This is a genomic window from Pontibacter oryzae (genome assembly GCF_003576375.1).
Lineage (GTDB): Bacteria > Bacteroidota > Bacteroidia > Cytophagales > Hymenobacteraceae > Pontibacter > Pontibacter oryzae.
This window is the reverse complement of sequence record NZ_QWGE01000001.1, coordinates 899713-924434: the sequence shown is the minus strand read 5'-3', so window position 1 is coordinate 924434 and position 24722 is coordinate 899713. Positions and strand designations below refer to the sequence as shown.

General features: G+C 48.8%; 20 protein-coding genes and 1 pseudogene. 16 read left to right on the top strand and 5 right to left on the bottom strand.

The window, feature by feature from the left end:
• Positions 1 to 17: 17 nt before the first annotated feature.
• Positions 18 to 1181: a hypothetical protein gene (locus tag D1627_RS03805; protein ID WP_147383199.1), complete on the top strand. Its 1164-nt coding sequence runs from the start codon at positions 18 to 20 to the stop codon at positions 1179 to 1181.
• 79 nt (positions 1182 to 1260) lie between these two features.
• Here the strand turns inward: D1627_RS03805 and D1627_RS03800 are convergent, their stop codons facing one another.
• Complete coding sequence (locus D1627_RS03800) at positions 1261 to 4389, bottom strand: TonB-dependent receptor (protein WP_119430853.1); 3129 nt, start codon at positions 4387 to 4389, stop codon at positions 1261 to 1263.
• Positions 4390 to 4523: 134 nt separating this feature from the next.
• Complete coding sequence (locus D1627_RS03795) at positions 4524 to 5138, bottom strand: C40 family peptidase (protein ID WP_233555499.1); 615 nt, start codon at positions 5136 to 5138, stop codon at positions 4524 to 4526.
• Between the two features lie 74 nt (positions 5139 to 5212).
• Here D1627_RS03795 and D1627_RS03790 point away from each other — a divergent pair, with 74 nt between their 5' ends.
• The gene (locus D1627_RS03790; protein ID WP_119430852.1) at positions 5213 to 6616 is read left to right on the top strand and encodes an FAD-binding oxidoreductase; all 1404 of its coding nucleotides are present in this window, start codon (positions 5213 to 5215) and stop codon (positions 6614 to 6616) included.
• 73 nt (positions 6617 to 6689) lie between these two features.
• Here D1627_RS03790 and D1627_RS18260 read toward each other — a convergent pair whose 3' ends face one another.
• Both D1627_RS18260 and D1627_RS03785 read right to left on the bottom strand, forming a co-directional pair.
• A complete protein-coding gene (locus D1627_RS18260; RefSeq protein WP_147383196.1) occupies positions 6690 to 6875 on the bottom strand; it encodes a hypothetical protein in 186 nt (61 codons plus the stop codon).
• A 90-nt stretch (positions 6876 to 6965) separates the two neighbouring features.
• Positions 6966 to 7859, bottom strand: coding sequence for an alpha/beta fold hydrolase (locus tag D1627_RS03785; protein ID WP_119430851.1), 894 nt, complete (start codon positions 7857 to 7859; stop codon positions 6966 to 6968).
• Between the two features lie 547 nt (positions 7860 to 8406).
• Between D1627_RS03785 and D1627_RS03780 the strand changes: the two genes are divergently transcribed.
• Positions 8407 to 9762, top strand: a complete 1356-nt coding sequence (locus D1627_RS03780) for a UDP-glucose dehydrogenase family protein (protein WP_119430850.1) — start codon at positions 8407 to 8409, stop codon at positions 9760 to 9762.
• Positions 9759 to 10727, top strand: coding sequence for a UDP-glucuronic acid decarboxylase family protein (locus tag D1627_RS03775; RefSeq protein ID WP_119430849.1), 969 nt, complete (start codon positions 9759 to 9761; stop codon positions 10725 to 10727). Before D1627_RS03780 ends, D1627_RS03775 begins: the two co-directional genes overlap by 4 nt.
• Before the next feature lie 82 nt (positions 10728 to 10809).
• Here the strand turns inward: D1627_RS03775 and D1627_RS03770 are convergent, their stop codons facing one another.
• On the bottom strand, positions 10810 to 12057 hold the full coding sequence (locus D1627_RS03770) for a tetratricopeptide repeat protein (protein ID WP_119430848.1): 1248 nt from the start codon (positions 12055 to 12057) through the stop codon (positions 10810 to 10812).
• A 110-nt stretch (positions 12058 to 12167) separates the two neighbouring features.
• Here D1627_RS03770 and D1627_RS03765 point away from each other — a divergent pair, with 110 nt between their 5' ends.
• The 12 genes and pseudogenes from D1627_RS03765 (at position 12168) to D1627_RS03710 (ending at position 24559) form a co-directional block, all read left to right on the top strand.
• A complete protein-coding gene (locus D1627_RS03765; protein ID WP_119430847.1) occupies positions 12168 to 13082 on the top strand; it encodes a M20/M25/M40 family metallo-hydrolase in 915 nt (304 codons plus the stop codon).
• Positions 13083 to 13119: 37 nt separating this feature from the next.
• Entirely contained in the window at positions 13120 to 13560 is a 441-nt protein-coding gene (locus D1627_RS03760; protein WP_119430846.1) for a hypothetical protein, read from the top strand.
• 264 nt (positions 13561 to 13824) lie between these two features.
• Positions 13825 to 16086 carry a sodium-translocating pyrophosphatase gene (locus tag D1627_RS03755; protein WP_233555498.1) on the top strand — a complete coding sequence of 754 codons (2262 nt, stop codon included), beginning with the start codon at positions 13825 to 13827 and terminating at the stop codon, positions 16084 to 16086.
• 96 nt (positions 16087 to 16182) lie between these two features.
• Entirely contained in the window at positions 16183 to 16725 is a 543-nt protein-coding gene (gene hpt, locus D1627_RS03750) for a hypoxanthine phosphoribosyltransferase (RefSeq protein WP_119430845.1), read from the top strand.
• Between the two features lie 128 nt (positions 16726 to 16853).
• Complete coding sequence (locus D1627_RS03745; RefSeq protein ID WP_119431109.1) at positions 16854 to 17450, top strand: adenylate kinase; 597 nt, start codon at positions 16854 to 16856, stop codon at positions 17448 to 17450.
• A gap of 20 nt (positions 17451 to 17470) precedes the next feature.
• Entirely contained in the window at positions 17471 to 18463 is a 993-nt protein-coding gene (gene obgE / locus D1627_RS03740) for a GTPase ObgE (RefSeq protein ID WP_119430844.1), read from the top strand.
• Positions 18464 to 18695: 232 nt separating this feature from the next.
• A complete protein-coding gene (locus tag D1627_RS03735; protein ID WP_119430843.1) occupies positions 18696 to 19259 on the top strand; it encodes a nucleotide exchange factor GrpE in 564 nt (187 codons plus the stop codon).
• Positions 19260 to 19262: 3 nt separating this feature from the next.
• The gene (dnaJ, locus tag D1627_RS03730) at positions 19263 to 20411 is read left to right on the top strand and encodes a molecular chaperone DnaJ (RefSeq protein ID WP_119430842.1); all 1149 of its coding nucleotides are present in this window, start codon (positions 19263 to 19265) and stop codon (positions 20409 to 20411) included.
• Between the two features lie 232 nt (positions 20412 to 20643).
• Complete coding sequence (locus D1627_RS03725; protein WP_119430841.1) at positions 20644 to 21555, top strand: ABC transporter ATP-binding protein; 912 nt, start codon at positions 20644 to 20646, stop codon at positions 21553 to 21555.
• The gene (locus D1627_RS03720; RefSeq protein WP_119430840.1) at positions 21548 to 22903 is read left to right on the top strand and encodes an ABC transporter permease; all 1356 of its coding nucleotides are present in this window, start codon (positions 21548 to 21550) and stop codon (positions 22901 to 22903) included. The genes D1627_RS03725 and D1627_RS03720 overlap by 8 nt, the downstream gene beginning before the upstream one ends.
• A gap of 11 nt (positions 22904 to 22914) precedes the next feature.
• A complete protein-coding gene (locus D1627_RS03715; protein ID WP_119430839.1) occupies positions 22915 to 23577 on the top strand; it encodes a DUF6624 domain-containing protein in 663 nt (220 codons plus the stop codon).
• A 100-nt stretch (positions 23578 to 23677) separates the two neighbouring features.
• Positions 23678 to 24559, top strand: a pseudogene (locus D1627_RS03710) (ChaN family lipoprotein).
• The last annotated feature ends 163 nt before the right edge of the window (positions 24560 to 24722 follow it).

The following is a 24722-nucleotide window of genomic DNA, read 5'->3' as shown; positions in this document are numbered from 1 at the left end:
AGATAAGCTAAATTAAGATGAAAAAATATATATATGTAATCGCTTCTGTTGCAGCTATGTCCTTTACGGCTTGCGACCCAATGGAGGATGTGTATAATGAGTTGGATGAAAAATTATCCAATGAATACGAGGCTGATATAAAAACAGAGCTATCTGCAAAAGATTACGAACTGTTTAAGGGTAAAGGCACTGCGCCTGCCTATGTTGCCTCAGAACATTATTTTGCAGATGAAGAGCAAGCGAGTGAACTTATCCCGATAATTCTGGATAAGAATTTCCCTCAGGTTGGTAACAAAACCAAAGCTGCAATCACCTACAACAATTTGGTGTTCAAGTTTGGCGATAATACTGTGTCCAGCGTTAAGTATTATACTTTAGAAGATGAGGATTATGCTTTAGGCGGTGCCAGATATACAAGCTTCGACAAGGAGGCTCAGGTAACTACTTTTTTAAGTGCTAAGTACCCAGATGCGGAAGAAGGCACGCTAGCCCTGCTTACTTATACTTGGTATAACGGAAGCGCAGAGCCACGTTACATCGAAACTACCGACTCGTATTATTTCACAAATGGGATGTGGCTTGATGCCTATCATGTTTCAGGTGAGGACTATGTAGAAGCCGGTAGAAACCGTTTCAACAATTTCACTGCAGCAGATGATAATGTTTTAGCTGACCACTTCAACAGGTTCCTGAATAAAAGCATTGTTGGGAACGAAACCAATGATGTAAAGTATGTCAGCTATGCCTACTACAATGGCAGTAAAACTGTGCAGCAGGTAATGGCTATGGTATTCAATGGCGTACGTTGGGTTGCTGTAGAGGGCGATGTGGTTACCAAAGAAGTACTGCGTTTTGAGAAGAAAGGCACAAAGTGGGTTGCAGACCGTAGCATTTCTTACGGCCTTGTAGCAGCAGACTATGCTTGGATTGCTGATCAGGCGAATATTAGCTCTGAGTCGAACAGAGCAAACCTGGCGAAGTATGGTAATTTCAACACTTTCTCATGGTCAAGCGAAGACATTTTGTTTGCCATGAGCGAGCTGTTAAAGTCAAAGTTCCCGAATGCAGCTGTTGGTCAGAAGTTCACGGTTACTTATGATTCTTACCCAGGAGGTTTAGTATCAGTTATCCTGATTAAAAGAGAAGAAGGCAATTTCACTCCTCCGAAAGACGGGGAATAAGTAGCCTTATTTCGTAATACGCAGCAGGCCACTTGGATTCCGGGTGGCCTGCTGCGTTTATTTGCGTTCTGTAACTATATTACCTGTCATTAAACAGGTACCTCAAGCCAATTTGCCCTTGCCATCTCGATGCGAACGGGGCGATGTTGTAGCGGATGTTACTAGGGTTGAAGGTAAACGTAGGGTTTTGATCTGTATTTAGGCCTGCATAACGTATTATCTCGTTTGCACTGTTGTTTACAAAATACTGGCGGCCCCAGTCGCGGTTAAGCAGGTTGCCTACATTAAAAATATCGAAGGTCAGCTGAAATTTATGACTGTTGTTACCTGCCTCAAAAACGAAGTCCTGAAATATGCGCAGGTCAAACTGGTGCGTCCAGGGCATTCGGGCACCGTTCCGTTCGGCATATTGGCCACGGCGCTCACTTAGGTAGTCATCGTTTTCTATAAAGTCATCCAGCGCTTCCCACTGTTGGTCTGCCGAGAATGTTACGCCGCCAGAGGTAAAAGGAACCAGGTTAATGTCGCTTTGCGTGCGAGGCACATAAATCAGATCGTTGGCAAAATTCCCTTCCCGGTTTAGGTCGCCATTGTACAGGTAAGTGAACGGTTGACCCGATTGGCTTTCGTAGAACAGAGAAACACCCGTGGCGAAGTTATCGTTTGCGCCATACTTAAAGATATAACCAGCACTGCCTACAATCCTGTGGCGTATATCGAAACGAGAGAAAGAGAGTTGCGGATCGTTCGGGCTATTTACAATCTGGTTAAACTCATAATTAGAAAGAGCAGTAGAGTTGGTGCCGCTATTTACGTCTTTAGACTTGCCATATGTATATGCCAAGGTAGTATTCAATCCATCCAGGAAATCTTTTCGTAGCTGGCCGGTCAGGCTGTAGCGGTAGCCTTTGTCAGTGTTATCTAGCAATACCACATTTGTATAGTTGCTGTTTATACGGCGGTTGGCTGGGTAAATTTCTCGGTTATCAGGGCCGCCCGATAGGGTGCCAGATGGGGCTACTAGGTTCAGATCGCGGTATACCACATCGTTCAGTGTTTTAGAGTAAATACCCTCCACGGTCAGAAAAACCTCATAAGGCAAAGTATAATCCACAGCCAGGTTGCTGCGCCACACTTGCGGCAAGTTAAAGTCGTTGGCAATTACGTTAATCTCGAAGGTTTGCGGCAAGGTTGGGTCTATCAGCTGGTTAACGTCTTCCACAAAGCCACCAGGGTTTCTGCGGTCAATGGTACCCAGCACAGTGCCGGTGTTTATAAATTGGTTTGAGAGCCACACAAACGGCACACGGCCGGTAAAGAACCCGGTTCCGCCCCGTATCTGCAACGACCGGTCTTCGGTTGGTGTGTAGTTAAAGCCTAAGCGCGGGGCCCATAGCAACTCCCCGCTTGGCGCACGGTCGGTTTCCAGGCCGGGATAAGTGCTGCTGAAATCATTTTCGAAGGCGAGGTTCTCCTGTGGCTTATCCGGAAAAACCGGAATATCCAGGCGCAGGCCGAGCGTAACTTTCAGCTGTTCGGAGAAAGTATACTCATCCTGTACATAAAAGCCCAGCTGCATGGCATCAAACTCGCCGGCAGGAGTGGGGTTGTTGTCGAGCAGCGAGTACGTAGCACGTACCCGTCTAGGGTTATCGTTGAAAAAATCATCCAGGCTATTGTACTCCCATCGGCCATTAAAATTGTTTATAAACAGGTTTCTGAACTTAAAAAACTCGTTATGGGTACCGAACGTGAAATTATGGCGGCCTACCAGGTAGGTTAGGTTATCCGTAAACTCGAAGATATCCTGGTCCAGCTCGTTGGCGGTAGAGGAGCGCTGAGAGCCAAACTCAAAGTCTGCAATTGGGTCGAAGATGGTGATCTGCGGAAAGAAATCACCCTGCGTTTCTCTGCGCTCCCGTACACGGGTGTAGCCCACAATCAGGTTGTTGGAGAACTCATTCGAGAAGCGGCTATTCAGCTCCAGCACCGAACTGTTGGTGGAGCTGTTGAAACGGTAAGCGTTGTTGCCAAAACGTATAAAGTCGCTGCTCCGCGAGATGTTATCATCAAAGGCATCCACAATGTTGTGCCGAACGGTGAGTTGGTGCTTGTCATTGATGTTCCAGTCTATCCTGCCAAAGAACTTGTCGCTCTGCGTTTCCCTGTCGATGCGCCCAAACGAGCCGACGTCGTAGCCATACTCACTCAGCACAAAGTCAGAAAGCTGCTGGGTAACATTGATCGGAATCTGCGACTCTGCGGAGCCTGGCGCAAAACGAACGGGTTCGGTAAAACGGGTGGCATCGTAGTTGAAAAAGAAAAACAGCTTATCCTCTATAATTGGGCCGCCAACCCGAACGCCTAACTGATAATTTTCAAACTGGTCTGCCCGTTCACGCGGCCCCACAACAGATTTACCGATTGTATGTTCGTTGCGGCCATAGCCATACACAGATCCACTGAAAGTGTTGGTGCCCGAGCGAGTCACGGCATTAATTCCGCCGCCGGTAAAGTTACCAAGCTTCACGTCATAGGGCGCTACTACAACTTGTATTTCCTGTATAGCATCTAGAGAGATAGGCTGCGTACCCGCCTGCCCACCAGGTGTGCCGCTGCCCGATAGCCCAAACACGTCGTTGTTCACGGCGCCATCAATGGTAATGTTGTTGTAACGGTTGTTAGAGCCGGCTATGGAGTTTCCGGATGCCTGTGGCGTGAGGCGGGTAAAATCCTGGAGGCTGCGGCTGAGCGTTGGCAGGTTTTCTATCTGCTCGCGCGATACGTTGGTGGCTGCCCCAGTCCGGTCTTGGTTGAAGATGTCGTTGCGTTCGCCTACGATCTGCACCTCGCCGAGTTGCCGGTTGCTCTCGGATAGTATAAAATCGACTCGGGCAGTCTGGCCAAGTGCCAGGTTTACATCAGTTAGCTGTTGTTCTTGGTAACCTATGTAGGATGTCCGGACAGTGTAAGGGCCACCCACGCGCATGTTTTGGATATTGTAATAGCCATCAGTATTGGTGCCGGCTACATATTGCGCATTTGTGGGAGTATGCACGGCGATAACTGTGGCTCCGGGGAGTGTATTGCCCGCCTGATCTTTTACGGTGCCGCTAAGTGCTGCTGTGGTAGTACCCTGAGCCCAGGCCATACTTGCAGGGAGCGTACAGGTGATTACCAGTAAGAGTAAATTGTAGAAAAGTTTCATAGTACTTAATAACTAATCAAATGAAATATTGAGATTAGTTATTAAGTACGTGGTTTATAGGCTTTTAATATTAAATCAGTGTGAAAAAATCAAATGATAATATAAAAATAGTTATATATAACGTATTTTAAAAGTTAAAAAACCGGCGGCCTTACGGCTTTCACAAATAGCTTTTTATAGTAATCGGAGTATAAGTTGTTCTCCATTACACCAAGGGAAGTGGAAGCATGTATAAACCGTACCTCATCCTCGCTGATCACTTCTGTAACCATGCCTACATGCGTAATATTCCGCTTGCTCTCGCCAAAAAAAACTAGGTCACCTTCGCGTATGTCCTTCGGTTTTACGTTATCGCCATAGCGGCTCTGCTCATCCGATGTGCGCGGCAGGGTAACGTCTATACTTTGGAAAGAAGTACACAAAAGCCCCGAGCAATCCATGCCAACGCGCGTAGTGCCGCCCCATTTGTAAGGTACACCGGTGTAGGAGCGGGCTGTTTTTATTACGGTAGCCACATCCTTGTCCAGGTTACGGTTATGCATGCGGGTGCGGCTGGTACGATCCTTAGAAGTAGAGGCCATGCTGCCTTCCCGTTGCCCGCGGCGGGAAGCGCGTTTTGCAGCCGCAATCTCCCGTGCCGACCGGTATTCTTCGCCACGCTTGCTAAACACAGGCTGTGAGGACTGGCAGGCAGCCATCAGCAGTAAAAAAAAGATAAAAAGCGCGGAAGTAGTAAAAAGTGATTTCAAAGTGTATTTTAGCAAAGCGAGTAGAACAATGTTTAATCACTGGCTAATTTAAGCATAAGCCCAGCTTTTTGAAAATGAAATTTAACCCGATCACCCCTGAGGCTGTAAAAGCACTCGCGGCAATTGTAGGCGAACAGCACCTAGTGCTGCCTGCCGCTGCCGAAGAGATGCTCCGTTACACCCACGACGAAACAGAAGACCTGCGCTACGAACCTGAAGTGGTTCTTAAACCTGCTAACGCTGCTGAGATAAGCCGTATTATGCAGTACTGCCACGAAAATCTTATTCCGGTGACACCACGCGGAGCCGGAACCGGTTTGAGTGGCGGTGCGCTAGCCATTCATAAAGGCGTCATTCTTTCTACGGAGCGCTTAAATAGCATCATTGAAATTGATGAGCGCAACCTGCAGGCCACTGTGGAGCCAGGTGTAATAACACAGGTTTTCCAGGAAGCGGTTATTGAGCGTGGCTTGTTTTACCCGCCAGACCCATCCAGCCGCGGCAGCTGCTTTTTGGGTGGCAACTTAAGCGAATCCAGCGGTGGTCCGAGAGCCGTGAAGTATGGTGTTACTAAAGATTATGTGCTAAACGTAGAGGTGGTTCTGCCAACCGGTGAAATAACCTGGACCGGAGCCAATGTCCTTAAAAATGCCACAGGGTATAACCTGACACAACTGATGGTGGGTAGCGAAGGTACTTTAGGCGTGATTACCAAGATCGTGTTTAAGCTTATTCCATACCCAACCCAAAACTTAGTTATGCTGGTGCCTTTCCGAAGCGAGGAAGAGGCATGCGCCGCCGTTTCCAGAATTTTCGTAGCCGGCATCGTGCCTTCGGCGTTGGAGTTTATGGAGCGTGACGCTATTGAGTGGGCCGTGCGCTACCTTGGCCTGGACCTCAGCCTGCCAGAGGACATCCGGGCCCACCTGCTGATTGAGTTGGACGGCAACGACATGGATCTGCTGTTTAAGGATGCAGAGCGCGTGTATGAGGTTCTGGAAAATTTTGATGTAGGCGATATACTTGTTGCCGATACCGAGAAGCAGAAAAACGACTTGTGGCAACTGCGCCGCAATGTGGCCCATGCGGTAAAAGGTAATTCTATCTATAAAGAAGAGGATACAGTGGTGCCGCGCGCTGAGTTACCGAAGCTGCTAAGAGGCGTGAAAGAGATTGGAGCGAAGTATAACTTTAAATCAGTCTGCTACGGGCACGCCGGCGATGGCAACCTGCACGTCAATATCATTAAAGGCGACATGAGTGATGAGGACTGGCAACACAAACTGCCTGAAGGTATAAAAGAGATTTTTGAGCTTTGCGTAGAGTTAGGCGGAACGATTTCAGGCGAGCACGGCATTGGCCTGGTGCAACGCCAGTACATCGGCATTGCCTTAAATGAAATACAGCTTCGCCTCATGCGGGGCATAAAGGAGCTGTTCGACCCGAGAGGTATACTTAACCCGGGTAAGATATTCTAGAAAAATAAAACAGGCGCATACTCATGGGTAGCGCCTGTTTTGTTTCCTTCGGAGTAATGATGCATTTGCTGGCTCATATGCTTTTTTGCTTTCTAGACGGTTTTGGGTGCTCTGTTAAATCTTTATACTTAGTGGCAGCTAGCTTATTATCCATGCGGCGCAGGTTCAGCCACGATTGCATGAGGTTAACATGTGACTCATTAAGTGTGTTATTTTCCTCCATGGGAGTCGTTTGGGTGTTTTTAGGGGGGATTCTCATGATAATCAATTGTTTTTAATATGTTAAAATTATAGAAAGGCTTGTTGTCTTTTCTATGCCTATGTGAGATTGAAAAATGTAGGCGAAGAGCTAGTTGCTAATGGCCTCATGCTTTTTAGACTCTTCTTTTACGAAGTTGCCAACATAGTTTGCGATATCCTCTGCGCTCTCTTCCTGCAGAAAATGGCCTCCATCCTCAAATGGGATAACATAGCACTCATGGAAGAATACTTTCCATCGCTGTAAGGCCTCCACTTTTATCAGTTTGTCGCGTTCTCCCCAAAGTATAAGCGTTGGAATATCCTGGATCTTATGGCGTTCCTTCCACAATTCGTCATACCACTTACTTACGCCAATTAATTCACGGGCGCAAGCCAGATTTCGCACACGATCTTCAGGGTTACCCAATGCCTTAATATAATGCTCTTTTATTGGCTCCGGCATTTGCTCCTCATCCTTAAATAATTCATGGATTAGCGTATGAGCCGACACGTTAAGTTTGGAGTGCAGAAACTTTCCTAAAGGCCCTACAAGGTACTTGCTGGCTTTGCCAAACGACTGGTGTTTAGATAAAGACCATGTCCAGGAGTTAAGCATGACAATGCTCGAAACATTTTCCGGATGGTTAATAGCATAAGCCAAGCCAATGGGAGCACCAAAGTCATGCACCAGCAAGGTTACATTCTTCAGTTGCAAATGCTCCATGAGTTGCTGAAAGTTCGCAGCATGGGAGCGGGGTCTGTAATCCCAGCTATCAGGCTTGTCAGATAGGCCGAAACCAATCATATCCATGGCAATGCAGCGGTACTTTTTGCGCAAGATTTTTATCAAGTTGCGGTACAGAAAAGACCACGAAGGTGTGCCATGGATCATTACAATTGGGTTTCCTTTACCCTCATCTATGTAATGCATTTTACCTGCTTCGAGCTCAATGAACTTTGATTTGAAGGGATACTCTTTTTTATCTAACCAGTCTGGTTTCATAATAAGTTAGGGGTGATTGCTATTAAACTATACTTCTATCACGAGAGCAAGTTGTTTTTTTAACTTAAAAAAGCAGACCATTCAGACTAATTAACACGCCTTGCTTTTTAGCGGCATATTCGGTTGCACAGGGCATATAATGTAGGGGCCTTTGCTAATCGAAAAAGAAACAAATAAGCACTAATTATATAAACTAGGTCCGTAACAACTTATAGCGCTAAAGCGATATATAACGATAATTGGATAACAAATGAGGAGAATACTTCGTACCCTTTGCCGACTGGTGCAAGAATTCCAACGCATTACATACTTGTTAAAAGCAGAGAAATTTTAGAAAGATATTATATCTTAGCCCTTTCTGTGCTTCAGGGCTGGATTTGTTAGCAGCAACCAGAGCTTATGCATATGGCCAAAGTATAAACATAGACCCAGTCTTTGTCCAAGTAATGCATTGCACCGATAAATTATATTTTTTTATAAGTTTAATGGTTTGTACACAGAGTGTTAGACTTAATAATATTATATTTGTAGCCTTAAGACAATATTTATGAGAATAGCAGTAGTTGGCACGGGATACGTTGGCCTGGTGACGGGGACATGCTTTGCGGAGGTCGGCATCGACGTTACCTGCATCGACATAGACGAGAAGAAGATAGAGAACCTGAAGAAGGGCATCCTGCCCATCTATGAGCCAGGGCTGGAGGAGATGGTGGTGCGCAACGCCCAGAAGGAGCGCCTGACCTTCTCGACCGACCTTGCCGGCTCGATCCAGGGCTGCGGCTGCGAGGCGGCATTCATCGCGGTGGGAACGCCCCCGGGTGAGGACGGCTCGGCCGACCTGAAGTACGTGCTGGCCGTGGCCCGCGAGATAGGCCGCCACATGACCGACTACCTGGTAGTGGTTACGAAGAGCACCGTGCCGGTGGGCACTGCCCGCAAAGTGCGCCAGGCCATCTCCGAGGAGCTGGAGGCACGCGGCGTGGACATCCCATTCGATGTGGCCTCTAACCCGGAGTTTTTGAAAGAGGGGGCCGCCATCGAGGACTTCCTCAAGCCCGACCGCATTGTGGTGGGCGTATCCTCGGAGCAGGCCGAGAAGGTGATGAACAAGCTCTACAAGCCCTTCCTGATGAACGGACACCCGCTCATCGTCATGGACATACCCTCTGCCGAGATGACCAAGTATGCGGCCAACGCGATGCTGGCCACCAAGATATCGTTCATGAACGACATTGCCAACCTATGCGAGATCATGGGCGCCGATGTAAACATGGTGCGCAAGGGCATCGGGTCCGATGCGCGCATCGGCAACAAGTTCATCTATCCGGGCATCGGGTACGGTGGCTCCTGCTTCCCCAAGGATGTGAAGGCGCTCATCAAGACAGCGGCTGAGAACGGCTACCAGATGCGCGTGCTGCAGTCTGTGGAGGAGGTGAACGACCGCCAAAAGGAGGTGATGTACGACAAGGTGCACAGGCATTTCAACGGCGAGCTGGCCGGCAAGACCTTCGCCATCTGGGGCCTTTCCTTCAAACCCAAGACCGACGACATGCGCGAGGCGCCTTCGCTGGTGATCATAGAGAAGCTGCTGGAGCAAGGCGCCAAGGTGCGCGCCTACGACCCGGTGGCCATGAAGGAGGCACGCCATATGCTGGGCGACACCATCGAGTACGGCAAGGACGAGTACGAGGCGCTTATCGACGCTGACGCGCTGCTGCTGGTGACCGAGTGGCCCGAGTTCCGCTCGCCCAACTTCAACGTGGTTAGCAAGCTGATGAAAGAGAAGGTCGTTTTCGATGGCCGAAACATATACGATGCCGTGGAGATGAGCGAGAAGGGCTTCTGCTATTATGGCATCGGGGTGAAAAAGCAGCTGCAGGCTAACGCAACCATAAAACTATGAGCAGAAAGAGAGTACTTATCACGGGAGGGGCTGGGTTCCTTGGCTCCCACCTGTGCGACAGATTTATAAAAGAGGGGTACCATGTGATCGCCATGGATAACCTGATCACAGGAAGCCTGGAAAACATCGAGCACCTGTTTAAGCTGGAGCAGTTCGAGTTTTACCACCACGACGTGTCGAAGTTCGTGCACGTGCCGGGCCACCTGGACTACATCCTGCACTTTGCCTCACCGGCCAGCCCGATCGATTACCTCAAGATTCCGATACAGACGCTGAAGGTAGGCTCTTTGGGCACGCACAACCTTTTGGGCCTGGCCAAGGCCAAGGGCGCGCGCATGCTCATCGCCTCGACCTCCGAGGTGTACGGCGACCCGCTGGTGCACCCGCAGCAGGAGAACTACTGGGGCAACGTGAACCCGGTGGGGCCGCGCGGCTGCTATGATGAGGCCAAGCGCTTCCAGGAGGCCATGACGATGGCCTACCAGATGCACCACGGCTTGGAGACACGCATCGTGCGCATCTTCAACACCTATGGGCCGCGGATGCGCCTGGACGACGGACGCGTGCTGCCTGCCTTCTTGAGCCAGGCGCTGCGCGGCGAGCCGCTAAGCATCTTCGGCGACGGGAGCCAGACGCGCTCGTTCTGCTACGTGGACGATTTGGTGGAGGGCATCTACCGCCTGCTGCTGAGCGACTACCACCTGCCTGTGAACGTGGGCAACCCATCCGAGATCACCATCCGGGAGTTTGCCGAGGAAATCTGCCGCCTGACGGGTGTGGAGCTGAAGGTGGAATACCAGCCGCTGCCCAAAGACGACCCGCAGAAACGCCAGCCGGACATCTCATTGGCTAAGGAGGTGCTTGGCTGGGAGCCTAAGGTGGATCGCGCAGAGGGCCTGGAGCGCACGCTTGAGTTCTTCAAGGAGAAGATACTGAACCCGGCCGCGCAGTCACAGACTGTGTAACCGGTATAAAATATACAAACAGAAGGGGCAGCCAATCCAATTGGCTGCCCCTTCTGTTTGTAATAGATACCCTTGTAGAGGTTTAGCTTTTACGGTTTGATTTCAAGTAGCTTTTTGCTTCCTCGTAGGTAGATGATTTCTTGTCACTGGCTTTGTATACAATAGCATAATATTTTTTTGCAGCAGCTCTATCTTGTTGCTGTTTCGCGATACGCGCCAAATTTAGGTATGAATTCAGGAAATACCCTGAATCGCGCGCACCAGACATCTCGGCAAACGTAATGGCGCTTTGGTAGTATTCTTTGGCCTTCTCAAAATCGCGGTACTTATGCTGATTAATATAAGCAAGAATATAAGAAGCATATCGGCCGCTAACGGGTTCGTAACCAGGCATGTGTTGCTCAATCTTATTTAGGATGCCTAAAGACACGCGCTCGGCCTTTGAGAAGTGGCCTTGCACAAAAAGCAACCGCGCGTAAAAACGTGCAAAATATGCATTGTCTGGATATTTAAGCGCTAACTCTTCTGATACCTTCAAGGCTTCGCTCATGTTCTTTTCTTCGTTGGCAAGAATTTTCATCAGGAAGAACTTAGACTCGGTACCCGTATAAAACCCGCTGTTTGCTACATACTCCAGCTGCTTTAGGCCCAGGCGCTTGTCTCCGTTGGGGAAAAAAACAAGTACGGGGCGAAGCATCGGGTAATTTTCAGGAATCCAAACAGAATAATAGTTAAAAAGCGCCTCACCGAAAAGAAACTCAGGGCTGAGGCCATTGCCAGCCTTGGCTTTCTCCATAAAATCCAGAGAGCGTTTGCTGGCTACAGTTGCTTTACGCCAGTTACTGCGCTCGGAGTGCAGGCGGGCCGTAAACCCATAAGAGGCGGCCAGGAAAAACGCTGCCTCTACATTACGGTCATCCTCATCATACATGGCTTCGGCTTTCTGGATAGTGGTATCCATATAAGCAAAAAAGGCATCATCGTACTTTAGCGTCTGGATGTTGGTAGGAACAATCTTCCACCACTGGCTCAGGCCCATCAGGAAGTATGGGAGCGGGTGCTCAGGGTAGCGGCGTCGCAAGGATTTAAACTGCTTCTCGGCGCGCTCATACTTAAAGTTATACATGTTGTCTACGGCACCCTCAAGCTCATACTGCACATCCCTGTTCAGGAGCAGCATACCTTTCACTTTTGTAGCCGTTGGCAACACCTCAATCTCATCAAAGGTAACCTGGCGCATGGCTGTAGTATCTGAAGGCACAAGTGGCTGTTGTGCTACAGCTAACAGTGGGAAAAAAAGCGTGAAGAGGGCTGTAAGAAACTTCTTCATGTATAACCTAAAAATTAGTGGTTTGAAGATACTTGTGGCATTTGCAACTATCTCAATTATAAAAGTACAACAATTCTATTAAATTTGAATTCCGTAAAAATAAAAAAATTATGAAATTTCTCGAAAAGCTGTGCAAAATACATGCACCGTCTGGTAATGAACAAAAACTATCAGAATTTCTTATAGAATACATTGAGGCCAGTAAAGGGGCTTGGAAACACCAGCCTGAAGTATTGTACGGAGCCGAGTTTCAGGATTGTATTCTGTTAGTTTTTGGGAAACCTAAAAGTGCAATTTTTGCTCATTTGGATTCTATTGGGTTTACGGTTAGGTACGGCAACCAGTTGGTGCGCATTGGTGGCCCGGATGTAGAAACAGGCTATGTTCTGGTAGGCGAAGACAGCCAGGGCAAAATTGAGTGCACCCTGAAGTATGACGAAGAAACACACGAACTAACTTATGAATATGAGCGTGAGATAGAAAGAGGCACAGAACTGGTTTTTAAATGTGACTTCCGGGAAACCGAGGAAACCGTGCAGAGCTGCTACCTCGACAACCGCCTTGGTGTATGGAGCGCCTTGCAGGTAGCAGAAACGCTGGAGAACGGAATTATCGCCTTTAGCTGCTGGGAAGAGCACGGCGGCGGCTCTGTAGCGTATCTGGCCAAATATATTTATGAGCATTACGGCGTAAAGCAAGGCATCATTTCTGATATAACTTGGATAACTGAGGGCGTGCAGGCGGGCCAAGGCGTGGTAATCTCTTTGCGCGACAGCCTGATTCCGCGGCGGGCTTATGTGCAGCGCATTATTGCCATCGCCAGAGAAGCCGGTATTCCGCACCAGCTGGAAGTAGAGGGCTCGGGCGGCAGTGACGCGAAAGAGCTACAGCATAGTGCCTACCCTTGGGATTGGTGCTTTGTCGGGGCCCCCGAAGACAATGTGCATACGCCCAACGAGATTGTTCACAAAAAAGACATAGAAAGTATGGTAGCGCTTTATAAGGTACTGATGGAGAGGTTATAGTATTTTTCTTTATATTAGGAGATTGATACACTATACTATGAAAACAAAACTTATGCCGCCTGGTGCCTTGCTGCTAGGCTTACTTTTCGTGCTCTCGTCTTGCGAGCATTTATTTGATAAGGCCTTTAACAAAGAGCCTCAGTATACTTACATTGTTGAGAATAATACAGCCACGACAGTAGAACTGGTGACAGAGATAAACAGGAATAGCGTTGCCATAGTGATTGGCGATGGCAAAAGCTATTATACGTTAGCTCCTGACGGATCTGCTGAAGTATGGGTTAGCTCCGGCAATGATGATGAACACGTATGGGACATCGAAAAGAACAACCAGGAACTGCAGGCTTTTAAAGTTACCGCCAAAAGCAATGGAAGGCCCGCGATATATAACCTCAGCAGTGCCAGCCGCTGGAAGTATGAGCGCCTGGGCAACTACAAAGCCAAGTATACACTCACACTGACGGACGCCTATTTTTAAGCAATAAAGACATTTAATACGATTAGAAAAGAGGTCGGTTCTAAAGCAGAGCCGGCCTTTTTTATTGCTGTGAAACCTGTAAAAGTTGCCTTAAGAGCTGTAGAATCACTCATTTTTGATTTAGTGTTGCAACTCGTTAGCAGCTAATGGCATAGTGTGTATAAGGTGTAATTTGAAAGCACGTGGAACATTTGGAAAAGTCTAAATTATCTCCGTTCTTTAATAGCTATATTCGAATATCCCTCTAACCTTTAACCCTACTGAATGGAACCTATTCTTTACACAATTCCTGCTTTTGGAGTGGTCGCTTTGATTTACACAGCTATAAGATCGGCTTGGGTAACAAAGCAGCCAAGCGGCAACGAACGCATGAGCACTATTGCGCGCCATATTGCAGAGGGCGCAATGGCCTTTCTGAAAGCTGAGTATAAAGTGCTGGCTTATTTTGCCGTCATCGCATCTATTTTTCTAGCTTACTTAGGGTATACCGGCGAAAAGTCTCACCCCTTGATTGTTGGTGCCTTTCTGATCGGCGCTTTTTTCTCGGCGCTGGCAGGTTTTATAGGAATGCGGATTGCTACCAAGGCTAATGTGCGTACCGCAGAGGCTGCGCGCAGCAGCTTGTCCCGGGCATTGGCAGTTTCCTTTGCAGGCGGCTCCGTAATGGGTATGGGAGTGGCCGGCTTGGCCGTGCTGGGCCTGGGTTCTCTGTTCATACTTTTCTATTACATTTTTGTGCAGAGCCAGGGTGCCGATGTACATGGCGTGCAGATGGAGATTGCCCTGGAGGTACTAACTGGCTTCTCGCTGGGTGCTGAAAGTATAGCCTTGTTTGCCCGTGTGGGTGGCGGTATCTATACCAAAGCGGCCGACGTGGGCGCCGACCTGGTGGGCAAGGTAGAAGCCGGTATCCCGGAAGATGACCCACGTAACCCAGCTACCATTGCCGATAACGTGGGCGATAACGTAGGCGACGTGGCTGGTATGGGCGCTGACCTTTTCGGCTCTTATGTAGCCACAATTCTGGCAACCATGGTGCTGGGCCGCGAAGTGGTGGCCACAGATAATTTTGGAGGCCTTTCCCCGATCATACTTCCGATGCTCATTGCCGGTTTGGGCATTGTGTTCTCCTTTATGGGGATGCTTTTTGTGCGTGTAAAAGAAGGCGGCGACGTGCAGGCAGCCCTGAACCGCGGCAACTGGATCTCGGTTATACTTACCGCGATAGCGGCATACTTTGTCATTTTCTGGCTACTGCCCGATAACCTGAACCTGCGTAATTTCGAGTTTACGCCAACCGGCGTGTTTATGGCCGTGTTGGTGGGTCTGGTGGTGGGGACCCTAATGAGTATCATCACGGAGTATTACACTGCCATGGGTAAAAAGCCGGTTAACTCCATTGTGCAGCAATCCTCAACGGGCCATGCCACCAATATCATCGCTGGTTTAGCGGTAGGTATGCACTCTACTGTTTTGCCGATTATAGTTTTGGCAGCGGGTATCGTGCTTTCCTATGCTTCTGCTGGTTTGTATGGCGTGGCGATTGCCGCAGCCGGCATGATGGCTACCACCGCCATGCAGTTGGCTATTGATGCCTTCGGGCCTATTGCCGATAATGCCGGCGGTATCGCCGAAATGAGTGAGCTTCCTAAAGAAGTGCGCGGACGTACCGATATCCTGGATGCAGTAGGTAACACCACGGCGGCAACTGGAAAAGGCTTTGCCATTGCCTCAGCGGCACTTACCTCCTTAGCGCTTTTCGCGGCTTTTGTGGGCATTGCAGGCATCGATAGCATTGACCTTTACAAAGCGCCGGTATTGGCAGGCCTGTTTATAGGAGCCATGATTCCGTTTATCTTCTCAGCGCTGGCTATCTCTGCGGTGGGCCGGGCGGCGATGGCGATGGTGCATGAGGTGCGCAGGCAGTTCCGCGAAATCCCGGGCATTATGGAGGGCACCGGCCAACCGGAGTATGAGAAGTGCGTAGCCATTTCTACACAAGCGGCTATCCGTGAGATGATGTTGCCTGGTGCCATTGCCCTGATTGTGCCGCTGATCGTCGGGTTTGGGTTCAGAGGGGTGTTCCCGGATACTTCCTCGCCGGAAATCCTTGGCGGCTTGCTGGCCGGCGTAACCGTATCGGGTGTGTTGATGGCCATGTTCCAGTCTAACGCCGGCGGTGCCTGGGATAATGCCAAGAAATCATTCGAGAAAGGTGTAGAGATCAACGGAAAGATGGAGTATAAGGGCTCAGACCCGCATAAGGCATCCGTTACCGGCGACACAGTAGGCGACCCTTTCAAGGATACCTCAGGGCCAAGTATGAACATCCTGATCAAGCTCATGTCCATCGTTTCACTGGTTATTGCCCCGCACATTGGCTTTGAGCGCGAGCCGGCCATACCGGAGCCGCCAATCGAATTGGAGCCGATCAACCTGAACGAAGCCAACACCGCGCCTGCCACCGCAAGTATAAGCGCAAAACCGCATAACACCTTTAGAATTAGTGGTATACCTGCTGAGTAATAAGCTTTGTTGCTATAAAAGTATAAGCCCAGCCTTTGTGTTGGGCTTATTTTTTATTTTATACTTACCTTTGTACAAGTATTAAACAATTACAATATGGAACCGCGTACCATTCAGATTCACGACAGTGAGTTTAGCACCTATATTTTCGAAGAAGAGATAATCGCTCGCATTACCATGCTTGCCGAGCAGATAGACAAGGACTATGCTGACAAGCAGCCACTGTTTCTGGCGGTATTAAACGGCTCTTTCATGTTTGTATCTGATCTACTGAAGCGTGTTTCCATCCCTTGCGAGGTTTCCTTTATCCGTTTATCAAGCTATCAGGATATGCACAGCACGGGTAAGGTAAAGGAAATTCTAGGGCTGACCGAAGATATCTTTGGCCGCCACGTGGTTATTCTGGAGGATATTGTGGATACCGGCCACACCGTGCACGGCCTGTTGCAGCAGCTAAAAGAGAAAAGCCCGGCCTCTGTGGAAGTAGCCACACTACTGATGAAGCCCGACTGCCTGCAGCATGATATGAAGATCAAATATGTGGCCCGCAGCATCCCGAATGATTTTGTGGTGGGCTATGGTTTAGACTATAATGGCTTGGGTAGAAACCTGCGCGATGTTTACTCCATCGTGTCGTAACCTTGGGGTAATAGTAGCGTTAGCAGGCATCTAAGGCCCAAATGCTAGCAGCGTGGCCTATACCTCAAATAATCAAAAAGTACTTCGTATTTATACTTATATTTGCTTTTTACATTAAGCTAGAAGATATGCTCAACATCGTTTTGTTTGGCCCTCCAGGTGCTGGAAAAGGTACCCAAAGTCAAAATCTGATTGATAAATACAACCTGATTCACCTTTCTACCGGTGACCTGCTGCGTTCAGAGATTGCTGCAGGCACAGCCCTTGGTCTGGAAGCGAAAAAGCTGATGGATAGCGGTCTGCTGGTACCCGATGAAGTGGTAATCGGTATGATTGAAAACAAAGTGAAGGAGCACCGCCATGCACCGGGCTTCATCTTCGATGGTTTTCCGCGCACTGTGCCGCAAGCGCAAGGCCTGGACAAACTGTTGCAGGATAACGAAACAGAAATCTCTTGCATGATTGCGCTGCGCGTAGATGATGAGGAGCTTACGAAGCGTTTGTTGCTGCGCGGCCAAACATCAGGTCGCCCAGATGATCAGAACGAAACACTGATTCGCAAACGCGTGCAGGAATATAACTCCAAAACAGCACCTGTGGCAGACTATTATGCCGGCCAGGGTAAGTTTTGCGCAGTGGATGGCATCGGCGAGATAGAAGATATCTTTAAGGCACTATGCCAGCAGATTGATGCAGTGAAAGAAAAGCAGAAAGAGAAAAAATAAGCATTTAAGCTTAACAAGGTTTGGCATCAAGCAACTTTATAGATTACGTTAAAATTTGCTCCCGTTCCGGGCATGGTGGAGGTGGCTCAGCGCACTTGCACCGCGATAAGACTACGGCTAAAGGCGGCCCTGATGGGGGCGACGGCGGCCGGGGGGGGCACATCATACTTCGCGGCAATTCCCAACTCTGGACATTGCTGCACTTGCAGTACCGCAAGCACATCATCGCCGAAAACGGCCATAACGGTGGGCCTAACCACTCGTTTGGGGCACAAGGCCAAGATGAAGTGCTGGAAGTGCCGCTGGGAACCATCGCCAGAAACGTGGAGACCGGTGAATTGATGTGCGAGATCACCGAAGACGGGCAGGAAATCATACTTACACCGGGCGGCAGAGGCGGCCTGGGTAATGCACACTTCAAATCTCCTACTAACCAGACCCCACGCTATGCCCAGCCCGGCGAACCCGGCATTGAGGAATGGGTGGTGCTGGAACTCAAACTACTAGCCGATGTTGGTTTAGTAGGTTTCCCAAATGCGGGTAAATCTACGTTGCTATCGGTTGTGTCAGCGGCGAAACCTAAGATTGCCAATTACGCATTTACAACCCTGGAGCCTAACCTGGGGGTAGTGGCCTACCGCGATTATAAATCGTTTGTGATGGCTGATATTCCGGGTATTATTGAGGGCGCCTCGGAAGGTAAAGGCTTGGGTCTTCGCTTCTTAAGACACATCGAACGGAACTCCATGCTCTTATTTATGGTTTCCTGTGAGAGTGCAGATATCGCCGAGGAGTACCAGGTGTTGCTAAACGAGCTGAAGACCTTTAACCCGGAGCTATTGGATAAAAAGCGTGTGCTGGCCATTACCAAGTCCGATATGCTGGATGAGGAATTGGAGCAGGAAATGCGCGCCACGTTGCCAGAAGGTTTACCGGCAGTGTTTATTTCCAGCGTAACCGGAAAAAATATTACCCCACTAAAAGACATGATCTGGGAGGCGCTTAACAGTTAAGGCACAGCCCGGCTAACGTATAAAACAGAGATCGGTAGAGGCTGCACAGCTTTCTACCGATTTTTTTTGAGCGCCTTCAGTGCAATTGCTAAATAGTTCTATCTATAAGAAAACAACAATCAACAATTTAACTATTCAGCAATGTAATAATGCCATCTTGGCACAAACAGCGGTTTGGCAAGACAATTGACAAGACACAATAGACCAATCAACCTAACTTTTTTAAGGCAATATGTCAGATAAAGATATTAAAAAGGAGCAGGAACAAGAGGAATTACAGGAAAACACTGCCAATGCAGCTACCCAAGAGGAGCTAGACCAAGTAGAAGAAAACACTGCAGAAACGCAGGAAGACACTACGGCCATTGAGTTGGCAGAAATGAAGGATAAGTTTGTGCGCCTGATGGCTGAGTTCGAGAACTTCCGCCGCCGCACAGCTAAAGAGCGCCTGGAGCTGGCTAAAACTGCCTCGCAGGATGTGATGACAGAATTGCTGCCTGTGCTAGATGATATGGAGCGCGCGCGGCAGTCGATGGAAACCAGTAAAGACCTGGATGTGATGCTGCAAGGCTTGGAACTTGTTTTCCATAAGCTAAAGCATGTAACGCACCAGAAAGGCCTGAAACCTATGGAAACAAAGGCCGGCGACGATTTTGACAGCGAGCTTCATGAAGCGGTGACGCAGATACCTGCCCCGTCGGAGGAGCTGAAAGGAAAAATCGTTGATGTAATTGAAAAAGGATATACTTTAAATGAAAAGGTTATCCGTTTTGCGAAAGTTGTAATAGGAGCGTAAGCAATGGCTAAGAGAGATTATTATGAGATTTTGGGTGTAAGCAAAAGCGCCACGCAGGAGGAGATAAAGAAGGCTTACCGCAAAATCGCCATTAAATTCCACCCGGATAAAAACCCGGACGACCCGACTGCTGAAGATAAGTTTAAAGAGGCTGCAGAGGCCTACGAAGTTCTGAGCGACCAGCAAAAACGCCAGCGCTACGATCAGTTCGGCCATCAGGGTATGAACGGCGGCTTCGGCGGCGGTGGCATGAACATGGATGATATTTTCTCGCAGTTCGGCGATATATTTGGCGGCGGAGGAGGCAGCCCGTTTGAGAGCTTCTTCGGAGGAGGCCGCTCGGGCGGTGGGCGCCGTACCCGCAAAGGTTCTAACCTGCGCATTAAGTTAAAGCTTAACCTGGAGGAGATTGCCAACGGCGTTGAGAAAAAGATAAAGGTGAAGCGTTATGTAGCCTGTAACACTTGTGGGGGCAACGGCGCTAAAAACGGCACCGATATGCAGACTTGCGGTACCTGTCAGGGTTCCGGACAGGTGCGCAAGGTGGTAAATACCATGCTGGGGCAGATGGTTTCTACGGCAACCTGCCCAACCTGTAACGGCGAAGGCCGCATTGTAACCAACAACTGCGAAACCTGTCACGGCAGCGGTAGAGAGCTGCAGGAAGAGGTAATCGCGATTAACGTGCCAGGCGGCGTAATGGACGGCATGCAGCTATCCATGAGCGGCAAAGGCAACGTGCCGGAACGTGGTGGCGTGCCAGGCGACTTGCTGATTCAGATTGAGGAAGAGCCGCACCCAACCTTGAAGCGCGAAGGCAACAACGTGATCTATGAGCAATACATCAGCTTTATAGATGCGGCCCTGGGCGCTGAGGTAGAAGTGCCAACTATCACTGGCAAAGTAAAAATCAACATTAAGCCGGGCACGCAGAGCGGTGAGATTTTCAGGCTCCGTGGCAAAGGTATACAGGATATAAACGGGTACGGAAAAGGCGATCAGCTGATCCACGTGAATGTATGGACGCCGAAATCGTTGAGCAGCGATGAGAAAGCTGTGCTGGAAGGCCTGCGTTACTCAAGCAACTTTACACCGAACCCCGGTAAGAACGAGAAAGGCTTCTTTGAGAAAGTAAAAGATTACTTCCAGTAAAAGGCAATCCTTTCCTATAGTTTTAGCCCGGCTTTCCGTTTTATACGGAGGGCCGGGCTTTTTCTTTATACTTTCTGTCACTTTCAACCTAATACTAACAGGTTGTTAATCCTCTGGCGGCTATAAATAGGGTTTCATCTATGCTATACTTCTCTTTGTAGATTTAACTCCAAGGGCGGGTGCACTGTCTTTCAGAATACTTATATTTGAGTAAACCAAAACCCAGACACCCTTGAGTATTCTGAAAATAGAAGGCGTTACCAAGACTTACGCCAACCACACCGCTCTCGATAACGTGAGCTTTGAGATTCCGCAGGGCTGCATATTTGGTCTGCTAGGGCCAAACGGAGCCGGGAAAACTTCACTTATCCGGATTATAACCCAGATAACAGGCGCTGATACCGGTAAAATATACTTTAGAGGTGAGCGCTTAAAGCCAGATCATATACGGGAGATGGGATACTTGCCGGAAGAGCGTGGCCTCTACAAGAAAATGAAAGTTGGTGAGCAGCTGTTATATTTGGCGCAACTGAAGGGGCTGAGCAAAAGCGAGGCTACAGCTCGCATCAAAGCCTGGGTTGATCGTTTCGAGATACGTGAGTGGCTTGGCAAGCACATCGAAGACCTCTCGAAAGGTATGCAGCAGAAGGTGCAGTTTATAGCCACTGTGCTGCACGAGCCTGCCCTGATTATACTTGATGAACCTTTCTCTGGCTTTGACCCTATCAATGCCAACCTGATCAAGGATGAGATTTTGAGCCTGCGCGATAAGGGTGCCACTATTATTTTCTCTACGCACCGCATGGAGTCTGTGGAAGAGCTTTGCGATAATATTGCGCTCATCAACCACGCCCAAAAGGTGCTGGATGGCCCGGTGAAAGAAATCCGAGATGCGTATAAAACGGATACCTACCAGATCATCGGGAATGGCCAACTTATGATCACCTCCCCGGATTTTGATGTGCTGGAGCAGCATGATAATCATGGCATCTTCAGGGCTAATGTGAAACTCCTGAACAATGCTTCCCCGAACGATTTGCTGCGCTACCTGATTCAGCGTGTAGAGGTACACTCTTTTGTGGAGTTAGTGCCTAGTATAAACGATATTTTCATCCGTAAAGTAAAGGAAACCCACCATGTCTAAAATCTGGCTGATTATAAAGCGCGAGTATATTTCGCGTGTGCGTAAGAAGAGTTTTATCATCATGACGCTGCTTACGCCACTGCTGCTGGCCACGTTCATGATCCTGCCCGGCCTGCTTATTTCCATGTCCGGCGACTCGGAGACGGTGATGGTGCTCGATAGAAGCGGCTTGTTTGAGGGCAAGCTCGAAAACAAAAAAGACCTGAATTTTATACCATTGGCAGGTACTCTGGACCAAGCCAAAACCATTTACCAGGAAACTGATAATACCGCACTGCTTTACATCCCGGAAATGTCGTTGGACAACCCGGAAGGCTTTGTAGTATACGGTAAGAAAAACATCAGCATACAAACACAGGTGCGCCTCGAGAACATGCTGGAAAAAGAGATTGAAAGCCAGCGCTACCTGGCCTCAGGCCTAGACCGCGAGATGCTCGACAAGATAAAAGCCAACGTAAGCCTAACGGCCATTAACCTCAGCGACCAAGGCGAGAAAGACAACAATGCCATTATAACTTCTGTGGCTGGCGTAGTGGGCGCTGTAATTATCTACTTCTTCATTTTTATGTATGGTGTGCAGATTATGCGCGGCGTGATAGAGGAGAAGACCAGCCGTATTGTGGAAGTGATGATCTCGTCGGTAAAGCCTTTTCAGTTGATGATGGGTAAGATTATGGGGATTGCCGCTGTGGGCCTTACGCAGTTTCTGCTCTGGATCATACTTTCGTTTATTGCTGTTACAGGTGTTTCGGCTGCTTTTGGGGTGGATGCTGCGCCCTCGCCGGCAGCGCAATACGCGGCTGGACAAGTGGCTGCACAAGGCGAGGAATCGGGCGGAGATGACGAGGCTGTACAACAAGATTCTGAGAAAGACGAGTTTGCCAACACCATTCAGGATGTAAAGCAGAGCTTTGCAAACCTGAACATCGGGCTGATATTTATCTGTTTCATCTTTTACTTTTTGGGTGGCTACCTGCTTTATGGGTCGCTGTTCGGGGCGATTGGCGCTGCCGTGGATAACGAAACGGATACACAGCAGTTTATGATGCCGATCACGATTCCGCTGGTTATCTCGTTTATCATGTCGTACTCGTTGGTGCTCAAAAACCCTGATGGCCCTGTGGCTTTCTGGATGTCGATCATTCCGTTTACCTCTCCGATTGTGATGATGGTGCGCGTGCCGTTTGGTGTGCCGGCCTGGGAACTGCTGCTCTCGATGGGGCTGCTAGTGGCAGGTTTTATCTTCACCACCTGGATCGCCAGCCGCATCTACCGTGTGGGAATCCTGATGTATGGCAAAAAGGTAAACTACAAAGAACTGTCGAAGTGGCTGTTTTACAGGGTGTAGTAGGGCGAAAGATGAAAATTGTTAAGCTTTTTGTACTTCTGCTGCTCATGGCCGGGTGCCAAAATGCCACAGATAATCAAGTGGGAGCAACTACTCAGGAAGGCCAGCCGGATTATACTTTGCTGCAACAGGAGTTGGAGCAAATTTATGACCTTGACCAAGGCGTGCGCGATGTAAACTGGGACTCCATCAGTGCCGATCCTGATAGGCAGAAAGTATACATCAGCAAAATGCACCAGGTCGATTCTGCCAATCAGGCAAAGGTGCTGCCCATACTAGAAAAGTACGGATGGCTCCCGAAAAGTAAGATTGGCGTGAAAGCAGCAGGAACATTATTTCTAGTCGTGCAGCATTCAAATACTGAAACTATTGCGAAGTACCTGCCGCTGATGGAGGAAATGGCTAAACAAGGGGAGGCAAGCAGTACGGATGCAGCCATGATGAGAGACAGGCTCTTAATGTTTCAGGGCAGGAAGCAACTGTATGGCACCCAAGCTGTAAGTTACCTTAGAGAAGATGGAAAACACACCATGTGGCCAATTGAAGATGTGGAGATTGTAAACAAACGCCGGCAGGAAGCAGGTTTTGAGTTAACAGTGGAAGAGAACGCAAAGAGACTCGGTGCAATTTTTGACCCCAATCAGGAAATTCCTGAAAATCACGTTACCTTATAGAAGTTAATCACATTTGTGGAGATAAGAAAAAGCCGGAGCCTACTAAGGTTGCGGCTTTTTTGTATCTTAAATCCCTGAACTCAAAACCAACGATATAAGTATGAAAAGCACACTCTTGGCGCTGTTTTTACTGGCTTTAAGTATAAGCACTATGGCTCAGAAGAACGACAAACCTGCTTACCAGTTGTTTACCCACGACGGCAAAAGTATAAGCTATGGCAAAATGCTAAAACAGCTGCAGGAAGCGGACGTAGTTCTGTTTGGTGAGCAACACAACGACCCTATTGCGCACTGGCTGCAACTGGAAGTAGCCAAAGGTATGCACTAGGCAGCGCCACAGAACCTAGCTATTGGTGCAGAGATGTTTGAGGCGGATGTGCAATTGGTGCTGAACGAGTACCTCTCCGGGCAAGTGCCTGAAAAGAACTTTGAGCAGGAATCGCGGCCATGGACCAATTATGCCACGGACTACAAGCCCATCGTGCAGTATGCCAAAGAGCAGCACATTCCGTTTATAGCCACTAATGTGCCCCGCCGCTACGCTGCCATGGTTTCTGGTGGTGGCCTGAGCGCGTTGCAGGGTATAACCACCGAGGCTAAAAAGTACATTGCTCCGCAGCCAATTACCGTAGATATGGAACTGCCCGGCTATAAAAACATGCTGGCTATGTTTGGCAACAGCACGCACGGCAATACCAAAAGCCAGAACATTGTGCAGGCTCAGGCGCTGAAGGATGCCACTATGGCACATTTTATACTTGGGCAACTACAACAAGGCAAGCAGGTGCTGCACCTGAACGGCGCTTATCATTCCGATAATTTTGAAGGGATTGGCTGGTACCTGAAACAGGCCAGGCCGCAGGCACAGCTTCGCACCATTACAACCGTGTACCAGGAGGACCTGGAGAAGCTGTCTGAAGACCATAAAAGCAAAGCCGATTTTATACTTGTGGTGCCTCAAAGTATGACAAAAACATACTAGAGTTAGAAAGTTTGGAAGGTAGAAAGTTAGAAAGGTAGTGAGGGGAGGAGTTTAGGAGGTAGAGAGTTTTATCCAGTTTAAGATAATTCCAAAGCTCTGAGAGCAGGATGATTTAGGTTAACAGGCTTTTATTTTCAGTCTCTTTAAAATTCAACGTGGCTTA